This is a genomic window from Streptomyces liangshanensis, from assembly GCF_011694815.1.
Classification (GTDB): Bacteria; Actinomycetota; Actinomycetes; order Streptomycetales; family Streptomycetaceae; genus Streptomyces; species Streptomyces liangshanensis.
Map to the genome: position 1 here is coordinate 2,661,812 of NZ_CP050177.1, position 13,422 is coordinate 2,675,233.

The following is a 13,422-nucleotide window of genomic DNA, read 5'->3' on the forward strand; positions in this document are numbered from 1 at the left end:
AGCCTTAACCCGTAATCCCGCAGGATAGAAGGACAATCAAGGGCAAGAGGCTACCCACGTCGGACCACCAAGGAGGCCCTCGGATGGCGGCAGGCGCACCCCGGGTCTTCGTCTCGCACCTCGCGGGGGTGCCGGTCTTCGATCCCAGCGGCGACCAGGTGGGGCGGGTGCGCGACCTGGTCGCGATGCTCCGCGTCGGACGGCGCCCCCCGCGGCTGCTCGGCCTCGTCGTCGAGGTGCTCAGCAGGCGCCGGATCTTCCTGCCGATGACCCGCGTCACCGGCATCGAGTCGGGCCAGGTGATCACCACGGGCGTGGTGAACGTGCGCCGCTTCGAGCAGCGCCCGACGGAGCGCCTGGTCCTCGGCGAGCTGCTGGACCGCCGGGTGCGGCTGGTGGAGAACGACGACGAGGTGACGGTCCTGGACGTGGCGGTCCATCAGCTCCCGGCCCGCCGCGAGTGGGAGATCGACAAGGTCTTCGTACGGCGCGGCAAGGGCGGCGCGCTGCGGCGGCGCGGCGAGGCGCTGACCGTCGAGTGGTCGGCCGTCACCGGCTTCTCGCTGGAGGAGGACGGGCAGGGCGCGGAGAACCTCGTGGCGACCTTCGAGCGGCTGCGCCCGGTCGAACTGGCCAACGTGCTGCACCATCTGACGCCCAAGCGGCGCGCGGAGGTGGCGGCGGCCCTGGACGACGACCGGCTCGCCGACGTGCTGGAGGAGCTGCCCGAGGACGACCAGGTGGAGATCCTCGGCAAGCTGAAGGAGGAGCGCGCGGCGGACGTCCTGGAGGCCATGGACCCGGACGACGCGGCGGACCTGCTCTCCGAGCTGCCCGACGCGGACAAGGAACGGCTGCTGACGCTGATGCAGCCGCACGACGCGGCGGACGTGCGGCGCCTGATGTCGTACGAGGAGCGCACCGCGGGCGGTCTGATGACGACCGAGCCGATCGTGCTGCGCCCCGACGCGACGGTGGCGGACGCGCTGGCGCGGGTACGGCAGCAGGACCTCTCCCCCGCGCTGGCGGCGCAGGTGTACGTCTGCCGGCCGCCCGACGACACCCCGACGGGCAAGTACCTGGGCACGGTCCACTTCCAGCGGCTGCTGCGGGATCCGCCGTTCACCCTGGTCAGCTCGATCGTGGACACCGACCTGCCGCCGCTGTCGCCGGGCACGCCGCTGCCGGCGATCACGAGTCACCTGGCCGCGTACAACATGGTCTCGGCGCCCGTCGTGGACGAGAGCGGCTCGCTGCTCGGCGCGGTGACGGTCGACGACGTGCTGGACCACATGCTGCCGGACGACTGGCGCGAGACGGGCTTCCGCGGCCTGGAGGAGGCCGGCCGTGGCGAGTGACCGCACGGACAAGGACGGCGCGGCCAAGGAGCGGGCGCGCGCCGGGTCGACCGCGCTGACCCGCGGGCCCCGGGTGCGGCTGGACCAGCCGCGGCCGCAGCGGCGCAGGCTGCTGCCCGACTACGACCCGGAGGCGTTCGGGCGGCTGTCGGAGCGGGTGGCCCGGTTCCTGGGGACGGGGCGGTTCATCGTCCTGATGACGCTGGTGATCATCCTGTGGGTGATCTGGAACATCACCGTCCCGAAGGCGCTGCGCTTCGACGAGTACCCGTTCATCTTCCTGACGCTGGCGCTGTCCCTCCAGGCGTCGTACGCGGCGCCGCTGATCCTGCTGGCGCAGAACCGCCAGGACGACCGGGACCGGGTCACGCAGGAGCAGGAGCGGGTGCAGAACGAGCGGTCGATCGCGGACACCGAGTACCTGACGCGGGAGATCGCGGCGCTGCGGATGGGTCTGGGTGAGGTCGCCACCCGCGACTGGCTCCGCTCGGAGCTCCAGGACCTGATGAAGGACCTGGGCGAGCAGCGGGAGCGGCTCGCGGAGGACGGCCGTCCGGAGCGGGACGAGTCCGACCGCTGACGGTCCCGCCGGCCGCCCGCCCGGCCTTGCCGAGGGGGCCGCCCGGCGCCGTACCATCTGGGTATGGCTACCGACACGTACGGAACCGTCCTCCCGGCGGAAGACGCGGTGCGCGACGCACTGGCGACGGTGAACGACCCCGAGATCCACCGGCCGATCACCGACCTGGGCATGGTCAAATCCGTGGACATCGGCGCCGACGGCGCGGTGGCCGTGACCATCTACCTGACCGTGTCGGGCTGCCCGATGCGCGACACCATCACCCGGACCGTCACGGAAGCGGTCGCCGCGGTGGCGGGTGTCACCCGCGTCGACGTCACGCTGGACGTGATGAGCGACGAGCAGCGCAAGGACCTGGCGGCGTCGCTGCGCGGCGGCAAGGCCGAGCGTGAGGTCCCCTTCGCCCAGCCGGGGTCGCTGACCCGGGTGTACGCGGTGGCGTCCGGCAAGGGCGGCGTCGGCAAGTCCTCGGTGACGGTGAACCTGGCGGCGGCGATGGCCGCCGACGGGCTGAAGGTCGGGGTCGTCGACGCGGACATCTACGGGCACAGCGTGCCGCGGATGCTCGGGGTGGACGGCAAGCCCACCCAGGTCGAGAACATGATCATGCCGCCGTCGGCGAACGGGGTGAAGGTCATCTCGATCGGGATGTTCACGCCGGGCAACGCGCCGGTGGTGTGGCGCGGGCCGATGCTGCACCGGGCGCTCCAGCAGTTCCTCGCGGACGTGTACTGGGGCGACCTGGACGTCCTGCTGCTCGACCTCCCGCCGGGGACGGGCGACATCGCGATCTCGGTGGCGCAGCTGGTGCCGAACGCGGAGATCCTGGTGGTGACCACCCCGCAGCAGGCCGCGGCCGAGGTCGCGGAGCGGGCGGGCTCGATCGCCGTGCAGACCCACCAGAAGATCGTCGGCGTGGTCGAGAACATGTCGGGCCTGCCGTGTCCGCACTGCGACGAGATGATCGATGTGTTCGGTACGGGCGGCGGCCGGGCGGTCGCGGAGGGGCTGACGAAAACGACCGGGGCGACGGTGCCGGTGCTGGGCGCGATCCCGATCGACGTACGGCTGCGGGAAGGCGGCGACGAGGGCAAGCCCGTCGTGCTCTCCGACCCGGACTCGCCGGCGGGCGCGGCGCTGCGGGGCATCGCGAACAAGCTGGGTGCCCGTCAGCGGGGCCTGTCGGGCATGTCGCTGGGGATCACGCCGAGGAACAAGTTCTGAGCCGCTGAGCCCGTGGTGACACGGGTTCGCGGGTTCACTGGACGAGGTGCACGGGTGAGGGGCGGCCGCTTCGGCGGCCGCCCCTCACCCGTGCCGGTCATGTCCCGGTGTACGGCGGGTCAGTGCGCGTACGCCGTGATGTCCTCGATCGCCGAGAAGCCCAGCCCGTACGCGCTCATGCCGCGCCCGTACGCGCCGATGTGGACGCCGCTGGGCGCCGACCCGGCCAGGACCCAGCCGAACTCGGTCTCGCGGTAGTGGAAGGGCGTCGGCACGCCGTCGACGGGCAGGGAAAGCGCGGACCAGTCGGCGCCTTCCAGGTCGTCGGCCAGTTCGAACGCGGCCTCGGTCTGCTGGGCCAGCCAGTCGTCGCGCAGCATGTGGTCGAGCTGCGCGGGCCAGGTGGACATCAGCAGCCCCGAGCCGGCCAGCCAGGCTGCCGACGACACGGTCGTGGCGTCCAGATGGCCCGTACCGTCACCGGTTCGGCGTACGGGTCCGGCCGCGACGGTCACGACGACCGCGAACCGCTCCTTGTCCGCGCCGGACGCGTCCGGTCTTATCGTCGGCTCCTCGCCGTGGCCGGTGGATCCGTGCTGCACGGTGCCGTCCGCGGCGGCGCCGACCTGCATCAGCCAGCGGGGTCCCGTGAACGCCTCGTCCAGCCCGTACCAGGGGAAAGCTGCCCGCAGATAGCCTTCGACCGTACGCCGGGCTGCTGGCACCCCCTCGGCAGTGGATGAGCTGGGCGCGGTCTGCGCCCCTACCCGACTCGTCGTCTCCATCTACCCGGACGCCTCCTCGATCTCGGTGTCCGGAGCGGCCCGCCCCCGACGGGCGCCTCACTGCCGGACAGATGGAGGATAGCCACCCGGTCCCGACTCGTTGGGATTGGTCGTACTCAGGTGGCGTCTGCGTCGAAGGGGGGCCGGTCGTCCCGATCGGGGTTTTCGCGCTTCTTCAGCAGGTCCGGCGTGCCCCCGGAACCGTTGACCGCGGTGGTGGCCGCCATGGGCGTGTCCTTGGCCGCGGCCTTGGCGTCGTCGCGGTTGTTCACCGCGTCGGCGACCTCGGTGATCTCCTTGCGGAGGTCGAACGAGCTGCGGATCTCCTTGAGGCCGAAGGTGTCCTCTTCGCCGTCCGTGAGGTGCTTGCGCACGAACGTCTTCGGGTTGAGGTCCTCGAACTCGAAGTCCTTGAACTCGGGGCCCAACTCCGACTTGATGTCTTCCTTGGCGGTGTCGGCGAACTCACGGATCTTCCGGATGAACCGGGTCGCGTCCTGGATGACCTTGGGCAGCTTCTCCGGACCGAAGACGAGCACGGCGAGGACGACGAGCGTGACCAGCTCCAGCGGTCCTATGTCATTGAACACCTAGCTGCTCCTCGTGTTCTCCGTGTGTCTCCGGGCCCGCGGCCGTGACGGTTTTGTCCTGGCCTGGGGTGGCTCGGGTGCCGGGCCGTTCCACGGTACCTGCCCGAACTGTCCGGGCGGTACCTTCCGGTGGCCGTCAGGTGCCGTTCGCCGATCCCAGGGTCAGGGTCACGGTCCGTTCCCTGCCTCCGCGCACCACGGTCAGCTCCAGCCGGTCACCGGGGCGGTGGGCGCGGATCTTGACGATCAGCTCCTGGCCGCCGTGCACCCGCTGGCCGTCGACCTCGGTGATGACGTCCCCGGACCTGATGCCCGCCTTGTCGGCGCCGCCGCCGGGAACCACCGAGGGGCTGCCGTCCGCGGCCTTCTTGCCGACACGGGCGCCGTCGCCCGTGTACTCCATGTCGAGGCTCACCCCGATCACGGGGTGGGCGGCCTTGCCGGTGTTGATGAGTTCCTCGGCGACCCGCTTGCCCTGGTTGATCGGTATGGCGAAGCCGAGCCCTATCGAGCCGGCCTGGCCGCCCTCCGCGGTCCCGCCGGTGTCGGCGGCGCGGATGGCGCTGTTGATGCCGATGACGCGGGCCTTGCTGTCCACGAGCGGGCCGCCCGAGTTGCCGGGGTTGATCGGGGCGTCGGTCTGGAGGGCGTCGACGTAACTGACGTCACTCCCGTCGCCCTTCTCCCCGCCGGCGGTGATGGGGCGTTCCTTGGCGCTGATGATGCCGGACGTCACGGTGTTGGAGAGGTCGAAGGGGGCGCCGATGGCCACCACCGGGTCGCCGACCCGGACGTTGTCGGAGTTGCCCAGGGGCAGCGGCTTGAGGCCGGAGACGCCGGACACCTTCACCACCGCGAGGTCGTAGCCGCTGTCCTTGCCGACGATCTTCGCCCGCGCGGTCTCGCCACCGCTGAACGTGACGGAGATCTCGCCGGAGGCGCCCGCCGGCTGGACGACGTGGTTGTTCGTCAGGATGTGGCCCTGCCGGTCGAGGACGAAGCCGGTGCCGGTGCCCTGTTCGTCGGCTCCGCTGACGTGCAGGGTGACGACGCTGGGCAGGGCGCTGGCGGCGATCCCGGCGACGCTGTCGGGCGCGCGGTCGCCGCGGTCGGGTCCCGCCTGCGGGAGTTCGACGTCGGTGAAGCCGTTGTTGCGTTCCACGTTCGCGCCGACCGCGCCGCCGACGACGCCGGTGAGGAGCGCGAACAGCAGGGCCGACACGATCCCGACGCGCCTGCGCGGGCGGGGCGCCTCGCCGTGCTCGGTGAACGGCTGCTGTCCGGGGGCGCCCCAGGGGTCGTACTGGCGCCACTGCGCGGCCGGCGGGAGGCCGGGGCCGCCCGGGGCGCCGGGAGCGCTTCCGTGGCCGCTTCCCGGGGCGCCGAAGGGGGCGCCCGCTTCGGGGACGCGGTACGGGTCGCCTGCTTCGGGGACGCGGTACGGGTCGCCCGCTTCGGGGACGCGGTACGGGTCGCCCGCTTCGGGGACGCGGTACGGGTCGCCCGCTTCGGGGACGCGGTACGGGTCGTCCTGGGGGTGGTCCGCCGACGGGGGCAGGAACACGCCGTGTGCCGGGGTCGGCGGCTGTACGGGAGGCGCGGGCGCCCAGGGTCCTGGGCCGCCGTAGGGCGGTGTGCCGTACGCGTCGGGCTCGTGCAAGGGCCGCGGGCGCTCCTGCGGCGGTACGGACGGCACGTGCGCGCCGGACGCCTCGGGCCGCGGGGGTACTTCGGCCGTCCCGGCCGCCCCCGCTTCGTCCCACCGCACCGGCTCCTGCTCCGGCGCCCGGCCCGGTGCCGGTCGGCTCCACCACTTCGCCTTGGGTCCGGTGGGCTTCCCGTCGTCCATGCTCTCCCCGCAACTGCCGCTCCGCGCCCCGACGGGGGCACCCCTGCGAGGATTCAACCAGGTTTACGAATCGGTGCGCAGGACGCGGTCAGCGCGCGGGCGACAGCGGGAGAGTCGGAGCCGCGAGCTGGGAGGGCCGGGGCGCGGCCGTCGGGCTCGTCCCGGAGGGCGCGTCGACCTGGAGGGCCGGGCCCGGGGGTTGCAGGAACGGCGCCAGGGACGGCGTGGTCAGGTACGGGCTGCTCAGATACGGGCTGTTGAGCATCCCGGGAGGCGCCGAGGGGGCCTGCCGGACCAGCGACACCGTGGGCGGGGCCGTGCCGAAGCGCCGGCCGGTCTCCGCGCCGAAGGGCGCCGGGGCCGTGTTCCCCGCCGGGGCCCGCAGCGGCGTCACGTTGTTGCCCGCGCCGCGGGGCAGCACGTCGGCTGCCGTGCCGAGGGGGACGGAACCGCCCAGGGCCATCGCCGCGAACGACACCGCGCTCGCCGCGGCGAACGCGAACCGCCGTGCGCGCCACGGGGAACGCTCCGCCGCCTCGCGCCCGACCTCGTGGATCCGGAAGCCGGAGCCGCCCGGGGTCAACCCGGAGTGCGCCGCGGCCGGTTCGTATCCCTCGTAGTCGTCGTAGTCGTCGAACCCGCCCGAGCCCGCCCCGAACACGCCGTTCCCGAACGTGCCCCCGTCGAAGAGACCCCGGCGGGGACCGTCGTCGTCCCGGCCGGAGGGGCCGCCGCCGGGCAGCCCCTGGAGTCTGGCGAGCAGGCCCGCCGACATCGGGGGTCCGGCCGCCTGCGCGAACACGTTCTTCAGCCGGCGCTGCGCGTCGGCCTCCGCCTTGCACTTGGCACAGGTCGCGAGATGGGCCAGCACACGCTCGCGCGCGTCATGGTCCAGCTCCCCGTCCACGAGGGCGGCGAGTCGGTCCCCCAGATGCTGTTCGGCGGGGGTCGGGCTGGTGGCACTCACGCCGTTCCGCCCTCCCCGGCCACGCTCACGAAGGCACGCTGCTCGGCCCGGGCCTCGGGCGAACGGTGCTGGAGGGCCTTGCGCAGGTGCGAACGCCCGCGGTGGATCCGGCTGCGGACGGTGCCGAGCTTGACCCCGAGGGTCGCGGCGATCTCCTCGTACGACAGTCCCTCGATGTCGCAGAGCACGACCGCGGCACGGAACTCGGGCGCGAGGGTGTCCAGCGCCTGCTGGACGTCCGCGTCGAAGTGGGTGTCGTGGAAGACCTGCTGCGGGGACGGCTCACGGCTGGGCAGCCGCTCCGCCGCGTCGTCACCGAGCGCGTCGAACCGGATCCGCTGCTTGCGGCGGACCATGTCGAGGAACAGGTTGGTGGTGATGCGGTGCAGCCAGCCCTCGAACGTGCCGGGGGTGTAGGTGGACAGCGAGCGGAAGACCCGGACGAACACTTCCTGGGTCAGGTCCTCGGCGTCGTGCTGGTTGCCCGTCAGCCGGTAGGCGAGGCGATAGACGCGGCCGCTGTGCGTGCTGACGATCTCCTCCCAGCTGGGGGGCGTCCACGCCTGAGCATCCGCATCCGATGCGAACGTCGCCGTAACTGCGGAGTCGTTGGAGCGAGAACGGTCAGCGAAGTTGGTCACGGATTTCGGCTCACCCGCCGACCTGAGGAAGCGCCGGAGCACTCCTCCCCGATCCACAGGCTCAGCCGCACCTCCCCTATCGGCTCTGGTGGTGTCCAGTGGAGCCCCTACCATAGCCACCTCGCCCGTTAGCTCCGGATAAGAATCTTTACGTGAATATGGGGCCGATCCCAGCCGCTGATCCCCGTGCTCCCCACCCCCTCATAACGCCCGGTCCCATCTGCGGGTTCCCGGGCGTTGCGGATACAGTCACCGTTGCGCCGCCAACGGGGACAAGGAGAGGGTCATTACCGCCAACCGGCAGACGAGCTGGGCGTTCTCCGACGCCTTTGTCGCCGAGGACGAAGCACTGGAGTGGGCCCGTGACCGGGCTCACGAGACGGGGCTTCGCTCGGTGTCACCGGGCACCGGTGCCGCGCTGCGTCTGCTCGCCGCCACGCTGGACGCGAAATCGGTGGCCGAGATCGGTACCGGGACGGGGGTCTCGGGGACGTACCTGCTCCAGGGCATGCGGCCCGACGGCGTGCTGACCACGGTGGACACCGAACCGGAGCGCCAGCAGTTCGCCCGGCAGGCCTTCCGCGCGGCCGGCTTCACCGGCAACCGCGCGCGCTTCATCCCCGGCCGCGCCCTCGACGTCCTGCCCCGGCTCGCCGACGGCGGGTACGACCTCGTCTTCTGCGACGGGGACCGGCTGGAGTCCCTCGACTACCTCGACGAGTCGCTGCGCCTGCTGCGGCCGGGCGGCCTGGTCTGCTTCGAGGGGATGTTCGCGGACGGCCGCACGGTGGACTCCGCCGCGCAGCCGGCCGAGGTGCTGCGGCTGCGGGAGCTGCTGCGGGCGGTACGGGAGAGCCACGAGCTCCAGTCGGCGCTGCTGCCGGTGGGGGACGGGCTGCTGTGCGCGGTCCGTCGGGGCTGACGTCTCCGCCTCGCGCGGAACGTGGCATTCCTCATACCGGGACGCCGCACCGGGGGCGCTATGCCGGTGCGCTCGGGTGCTTCCGTACACAAGCCCGTACACAAAAGGCTGCCCCGGCTCGGACCTGATCCGTGCCGGGACAGCTGTGGTGTCGATCCGGGGGTGACGCACGACCCCGAAGACTGTACGTTCCGCTCAGCCGACGACCTTCTTGAGAGCGTCGCCGAGGGCATCCGCCTCGTCCGGGGTCAGCTCGACGACGAGCCGACCGCCGCCTTCGAGCGGAACGCGCATGACGATGCCCCGCCCCTCCTTGGTCACCTCGAGCGGGCCGTCGCCCGTCCGCGGCTTCATGGCCGCCATGCTCGTTCCCCTTCCTGAAACCAGCTCATCTCCGCCGGCGGCCCCATGACAGGCGCTGTGTCACCGGCATCGAACACATTGCTTCCAGGCCATTATCCCGCATGGCGGGACCCGATGACCAACATCGGTCGGCATCGCTTGCGCAACGCGCTTCCGCAAAACCACTCAATTCGGCGATCGGCCTGCGATACTTCGCCGCCGCGAGACGCCTCACAGGGCCCGGTGGGTGGCTTCCGTGGGCCATGCTGGTCCCGGACAGGAGCGACCGAGCCGCGAAGGGGACCCGATCATGGCCGACACCGTGCTGTACGAGGTGAGTGACGGACTCGCAACGATCACGATCAACCGGCCCGAGGCCAGGAACGCGCTCGACGTGGCGACGAAGGTCGCGCTCCGGGACGCGCTGGAGGCGGCGGGGGCGGATCCGGCGGTACGGGGCGTGCTGCTCACGGCGGCGGGGGACCGGGCGTTCTCGGTGGGGCAGGACCTCAAGGAGCACGTGGCGCTGCGCGCGGCGGACCGGGAGCGGGGCTCGAACGACACGATGCGGACGGTGCGCGAGCACTACAACCCGATCATCCTGGCGATCACGTCGATGCGGAAGCCGGTCGTGGCGGCGGTGAACGGGGTCGCGGCGGGGGCGGGCCTCGGTTTCGCGCTGGCGGCGGACTACCGGGTGGTGTCGGACAAGGCGTCCTTCACGACGGCGTTCGCCGGGGTGGCTCTGACGGCGGACTCGGGGGTGTCCTGGACGCTGCCGCGCCTGATCGGCGCCGGGCGGGCGGCGGACCTGCTGCTGTTCCCCCGGTCGGTACCGGCGGACGAGGCGCTGTCGCTGGGGCTGGTGCACCGGGTGGTCCCGGCGGAGTCGCTGGCCGCGGAGGCGCTGGCGGTGGCACGGACGCTGGCGTCGGGGCCGACGGTGGCGTACGCGGCGCTGAAGGAGTCGTTGGCGTACGGGGCGGGGAGGACGTTGGGGGAGGCGCTGGCCAAGGAGGACGAGTTGCAGTCGGCCGCAGGTTCGTCCGACGACCACGGCATCGCGGTCGAAGCCTTCCTGTCAAAGACCACACCCACCTTCGTAGGCCGCTGACCGACCAGGCGCTTCGTCCTCAATCGCCGGACGGGCTTCGGGGCCGGTGGGCCGCGCGGCTTACTAGCTGTCCTCAATCGCCGGACGGGCTTGATGGTGCCGCTGCGGCCCAAATGCCATCCGCAGCTTGGCGCCGAGGCCGGGCATATCCAGCCCGTCCGGCGATTGAGGACATCGGTGAGCCGCGCCCGCGAGGCGTCAGCGGAAGTCGCAGGCCTCCATGTGGTCGTTGACCAGGCCGCACGCCTGCATCAAGGCGTACGCCGTCGTCGGACCCACAAAGCGGATCCCCCGGCGCTTCAACGCGGCCGCCAGCGCCGCCGACTCCTCCGTCACCGCCGGCACATCCGCCCCCGTGCGCGGCGCCGGGCGCGTGGCGGGGTCGGGGGCGTGGGACCAGACCAGGGCGTCCAGCTCCCCCGGCTCCCAGCCCACCAGCACCCCCGCGTTCGCCAGCGTCGCGTCGATCTTCGCCCGGTTGCGGATGATCCCCGCGTCCGCCAGCAGCCGCGTCCGGTCCGCGTCCGTGAACTTCGCCACAGTCGGGATGTGGAAGGACCCGAACGCCTCCCGGAACCCCTCCCGCCGCCGCAGGATCGTGATCCACGACAGCCCGGACTGGAACGCCTCCAGGGAAATCCGCTCGAAGAGCGCGTCGTCCCCGTGGACGGGCCGCCCCCACTCGGAGTCGTGGTACGCCACGTAGTCCTCGGCGGACGTGCCCCACGGACACCGCAGCCGCCCGTCCGCCCCCTCGACCACGCCGACGGGAGCCGTCATCGGGGGCCCTCCCAGCCGGGCTTCTTGAAGAGGTCGGGCGACGAGACCGCCGTCGCCTGCGCCCCCGCGAGCGCCGCCTCCAGCTCCGCGATCCGCGCGTCGCGCTCCGCCAGCTCCGCGCCGAGGCGGCCGAGGGCGTCGTCCACGTCCGCCATGCGGTAGCCGCGCAGCCCCACGGGCAGCCGCAGCGCCTCGACATCGGCGCGGCCGACCGGGCGTGTCGCGGGCAGCGGGTCCACCAGCTGTTCGGGCGCCACGTCGGGCAGGACCGCGCGATCGCCGCCGCCGACCACCGCGAGGGTGACCCCGGCGACGACCACGACCATGGCGATGAGCAAGAACAAGAACACGTGCTTCTCCCCGGGCAGGAAACGTCCGGTGCCGATCGTGCCACGGGATCGCGCCGGGCACCGACCCGGCGCCGCCCCCGGGGCACCGCCGCCCGGACCCACCCGCGCCGCCCTCCCCCACCCACCCCGCGGTCTAAGGTCGCAGGCGAGTGGACGTGAGGAAGGAAACACGCATGCGCGGGACCCTGCGGCTGGGACGGCGGGAATTCGGGGCGGACGAGCCGGTGATCATGGCGATCGTGAACCGTACCCCCGACTCCTTCTACGACCAGGGCGCGACCTTTCGCGACGAGCCCGCGCTCGACCGCGTCGAGCAGGCCGTCTCGCACGGCGCCGCGATCATCGACATCGGCGGCGTGAAGGCCGGCCCCGGGGACGAGGTGTCCGCCGAGGAGGAGGCGCGCCGGACGGTCGGCTTCGTGGCCGAGGTCCGCCGGCGCCACCCCGACGTGGTGATCAGCGTGGACACCTGGCGCCACGAGGTCGCCGAGGCCGTCTGCGACGCGGGCGCGGACCTGCTGAACGACGCGTGGGGCGGGGTGGACCCGAAGCTCGCCGAGGTCGCGGCGCGGTACGGCGCCGGGCTGGTGTGCACGCACGCGGGCGGCGCCGAGCCCCGTACACGGCCGCACCGGATCGCGTACGACGACGTGATGGCGGACATCCTGCGGGTCACGCTGGGCCTCGCCGAGCGCGCGGTGGCGCTGGGGGTGCGCGAGGACGGGATCATGATCGACCCCGGCCACGACTTCGGGAAGAACACCCGGCACTCGCTGGAGGCGACCCGGCGGCTGGGCGAGATGGCGGAGACCGGCTGGCCGGTGCTGGTGTCGCTGTCGAACAAGGACTTCGTCGGGGAGACCCTCGACCGGCCGGTCAAGGAGCGGCTGATCGGCACGCTCGCGACGACGGCGGTGTCCGCGTGGCTGGGGGCGCGGGTCTACCGCGTCCACGAGGTGGCGGAGACCCGCCAGGTGCTGGACATGGTGGCGTCCCTCGCGGGCCACCGGCCCCCGGCGGTCGCCCGCCGGGGACTGGCGTGACACGAAGGACTACTTGCCGGTCTCCTTGGTGACCAGCGCGACCGCCTCGTCCACGTCGTCCGTGAGGTGGAAGAGCAGGAGGTCCTTCTCGGACGCCTTGCCCTGCGCGACGACCGTGTTCCGCAGCCACTCGACCAGGCCGCCCCAGTACTCCGTACCGAAGAGCACGATGGGGAAGCGGGTGACCTTGCGGGTCTGGACGAGGGTCAGGGCCTCGAACAGTTCGTCCAGGGTCCCGAGGCCGCCGGGCAGGACCACGAATCCCTGCGCGTACTTCACGAACATCGTCTTCCGTACGAAGAAGTAGCGGAAGTTCACGCCGATGTCGACGTGCGGGTTGAGCCCCTGTTCGAAGGGCAGCTCGATCCCGAGGCCGACGGAGACGCCCTTCGCCTCACGCGCCCCCTTGTTCGCCGCTTCCATCGCGCCGGGGCCGCCGCCCGTGATCACCGCGAACCCGGCCTCGACCAGGGCGCGGCCGATCCGGGTGCCCGCCTCGTACTCGGGTGTGCCGACCGGGGTACGGGCGGAGCCGAAGACGCTGATCGCGCTCGGCAGTTCGGCGAGGGCGCCGAAGCCCTCCACGAACTCGGACTGGATGCGCATGACCCGCCAGGGGTCGGTGTGCACCCACTCCGAGTCGCCCTCGGTGTCCAGCAGCCGCTGGTCGGTCGTGCCGGCCTGCACCTGTTCCCGGCGGCGGATCACCGGGCCGAGCCTCTGCTCCTCCGGCTTCCGCGCCCCTTCAGGCATGCCCATGAGCTGCTCCCTCCGCTGCGGTGCTTGGTTCTGGGCAAGGGTAGGTCCATGGACGTGACAAATGGCGAAATTCCGGTGGTCGGCAGGGCGGAGACCTGGCGTTCCTCCGGGCGGCCCG

Annotated in this window: 14 protein-coding genes and 1 pseudogene; 6 read left to right on the forward strand and 9 right to left on the reverse strand. The window is 72.3% G+C overall.

Features of this window, described 5'->3' with window-relative positions; translation table 11 throughout:
- Positions 1-83 precede the first annotated feature (83 nt).
- The 3 genes from HA039_RS11275 (at position 84) to HA039_RS11285 (ending at position 3,162) form a co-directional block, all read left to right on the forward strand.
- Positions 84-1,358: a magnesium transporter MgtE N-terminal domain-containing protein gene (locus tag HA039_RS11275; RefSeq protein ID WP_167027538.1), complete on the forward strand. Its 1,275-nt coding sequence runs from the start codon at positions 84-86 to the stop codon at positions 1,356-1,358.
- Entirely contained in the window at positions 1,348-1,938 is a 591-nt protein-coding gene (locus HA039_RS11280; RefSeq protein WP_167027541.1) for a DUF1003 domain-containing protein, read from the forward strand. The genes HA039_RS11275 and HA039_RS11280 overlap by 11 nt, the downstream gene beginning before the upstream one ends.
- 63 nt (positions 1,939-2,001) lie before the next feature.
- Positions 2,002-3,162 carry an Mrp/NBP35 family ATP-binding protein gene (locus HA039_RS11285; protein WP_167027544.1) on the forward strand — a complete coding sequence of 387 codons (1,161 nt, stop codon included), beginning with the start codon at positions 2,002-2,004 and terminating at the stop codon, positions 3,160-3,162.
- Between the two features lie 119 nt (positions 3,163-3,281).
- Here the strand turns inward: HA039_RS11285 and HA039_RS11290 are convergent, their stop codons facing one another.
- The 5 genes from HA039_RS11290 to sigE all read right to left on the reverse strand — a co-directional run bounded on the left by HA039_RS11290 (position 3,282) and on the right by sigE (position 8,108).
- Positions 3,282-3,947, reverse strand: coding sequence for a hypothetical protein (locus tag HA039_RS11290; protein WP_167027547.1), 666 nt, complete (start codon positions 3,945-3,947; stop codon positions 3,282-3,284).
- A gap of 116 nt (positions 3,948-4,063) precedes the next feature.
- Positions 4,064-4,537: a sec-independent translocase gene (locus HA039_RS11295; RefSeq protein WP_167027550.1), complete on the reverse strand. Its 474-nt coding sequence runs from the start codon at positions 4,535-4,537 to the stop codon at positions 4,064-4,066.
- A 136-nt stretch (positions 4,538-4,673) separates the two neighbouring features.
- Positions 4,674-6,386: a S1C family serine protease gene (locus HA039_RS11300; protein WP_167027553.1), complete on the reverse strand. Its 1,713-nt coding sequence runs from the start codon at positions 6,384-6,386 to the stop codon at positions 4,674-4,676.
- Positions 6,387-6,474: 88 nt separating this feature from the next.
- Positions 6,475-7,353 carry an anti-sigma factor family protein gene (locus tag HA039_RS11305; RefSeq protein WP_167027556.1) on the reverse strand — a complete coding sequence of 293 codons (879 nt, stop codon included), beginning with the start codon at positions 7,351-7,353 and terminating at the stop codon, positions 6,475-6,477.
- A complete protein-coding gene (gene sigE, locus HA039_RS11310) occupies positions 7,350-8,108 on the reverse strand; it encodes an RNA polymerase sigma factor SigE (RefSeq protein ID WP_208298588.1) in 759 nt (252 codons plus the stop codon). The genes HA039_RS11305 and sigE overlap by 4 nt, the downstream gene beginning before the upstream one ends.
- Positions 8,109-8,249: 141 nt before the next feature.
- Between sigE and HA039_RS11315 the strand changes: the two are divergent.
- A pseudogene (locus HA039_RS11315) lies at positions 8,250-8,916 on the forward strand (O-methyltransferase).
- 195 nt (positions 8,917-9,111) lie between these two features.
- Here the strand turns inward: HA039_RS11315 and HA039_RS11320 are convergent.
- Positions 9,112-9,279 (reverse strand): DUF3117 domain-containing protein, encoded by a 168-nt coding sequence (locus HA039_RS11320; RefSeq protein WP_003966491.1) that lies wholly within the window; start codon positions 9,277-9,279, stop codon positions 9,112-9,114.
- Positions 9,280-9,568: 289 nt separating this feature from the next.
- Between HA039_RS11320 and chcB the strand changes: the two genes are divergently transcribed.
- Positions 9,569-10,372, forward strand: coding sequence for a 2-cyclohexenylcarbonyl CoA isomerase (chcB, locus tag HA039_RS11325; protein WP_167027559.1), 804 nt, complete (start codon positions 9,569-9,571; stop codon positions 10,370-10,372).
- Positions 10,373-10,570: 198 nt separating this feature from the next.
- On the opposite strand, the gene HA039_RS11330 is transcribed toward chcB, so the two are convergent.
- Together HA039_RS11330 and HA039_RS11335 are read right to left on the reverse strand one after the other, a co-directional pair.
- Positions 10,571-11,152 carry a DNA-3-methyladenine glycosylase I gene (locus HA039_RS11330; protein WP_167027562.1) on the reverse strand — a complete coding sequence of 194 codons (582 nt, stop codon included), beginning with the start codon at positions 11,150-11,152 and terminating at the stop codon, positions 10,571-10,573.
- Positions 11,149-11,502, reverse strand: coding sequence for a DivIVA domain-containing protein (locus HA039_RS11335; RefSeq protein WP_167027565.1), 354 nt, complete (start codon positions 11,500-11,502; stop codon positions 11,149-11,151). Before HA039_RS11335 ends, HA039_RS11330 begins: the two co-directional genes overlap by 4 nt.
- A gap of 173 nt (positions 11,503-11,675) precedes the next feature.
- Here HA039_RS11335 and folP point away from each other — a divergent pair, with 173 nt between their 5' ends.
- Positions 11,676-12,545 (forward strand): dihydropteroate synthase, encoded by an 870-nt coding sequence (gene folP / locus HA039_RS11340; RefSeq protein ID WP_167027568.1) that lies wholly within the window; start codon positions 11,676-11,678, stop codon positions 12,543-12,545.
- A 9-nt stretch (positions 12,546-12,554) separates the two neighbouring features.
- On the opposite strand, the gene HA039_RS11345 is transcribed toward folP, so the two are convergent.
- Complete coding sequence (locus HA039_RS11345; RefSeq protein ID WP_167027571.1) at positions 12,555-13,304, reverse strand: LOG family protein; 750 nt, start codon at positions 13,302-13,304, stop codon at positions 12,555-12,557.
- Positions 13,305-13,422: the final 118 nt, after the last annotated feature.

Excerpts from the sequence above, each read along its gene's own strand:
- HA039_RS11275 (WP_167027538.1), top strand. The coding sequence starts at position 84 with ATGGCGGCAGGCGCACCCCGGGTCTTCGTCTCGCACCTCGCGGGGGTG.
- HA039_RS11285 (WP_167027544.1), top strand. The coding sequence starts at position 2,002 with ATGGCTACCGACACGTACGGAACCGTCCTCCCGGCGGAAGACGCGGTG.
- HA039_RS11290 (WP_167027547.1), bottom strand. The coding sequence starts at position 3,947 with ATGGAGACGACGAGTCGGGTAGGGGCGCAGACCGCGCCCAGCTCATCC.
- HA039_RS11300 (WP_167027553.1), bottom strand. The coding sequence starts at position 6,386 with ATGGACGACGGGAAGCCCACCGGACCCAAGGCGAAGTGGTGGAGCCGA.
- sigE (WP_208298588.1), bottom strand. The coding sequence starts at position 8,108 with ATGGTAGGGGCTCCACTGGACACCACCAGAGCCGATAGGGGAGGTGCG.
- HA039_RS11320 (WP_003966491.1), bottom strand. The coding sequence starts at position 9,279 with ATGGCGGCCATGAAGCCGCGGACGGGCGACGGCCCGCTCGAGGTGACC.
- chcB (WP_167027559.1), top strand. The coding sequence starts at position 9,569 with ATGGCCGACACCGTGCTGTACGAGGTGAGTGACGGACTCGCAACGATC.
- HA039_RS11330 (WP_167027562.1), bottom strand. The coding sequence starts at position 11,152 with ATGACGGCTCCCGTCGGCGTGGTCGAGGGGGCGGACGGGCGGCTGCGG.
- folP (WP_167027568.1), top strand. The coding sequence starts at position 11,676 with ATGCGCGGGACCCTGCGGCTGGGACGGCGGGAATTCGGGGCGGACGAG.
- HA039_RS11345 (WP_167027571.1), bottom strand. The coding sequence starts at position 13,304 with ATGGGCATGCCTGAAGGGGCGCGGAAGCCGGAGGAGCAGAGGCTCGGC.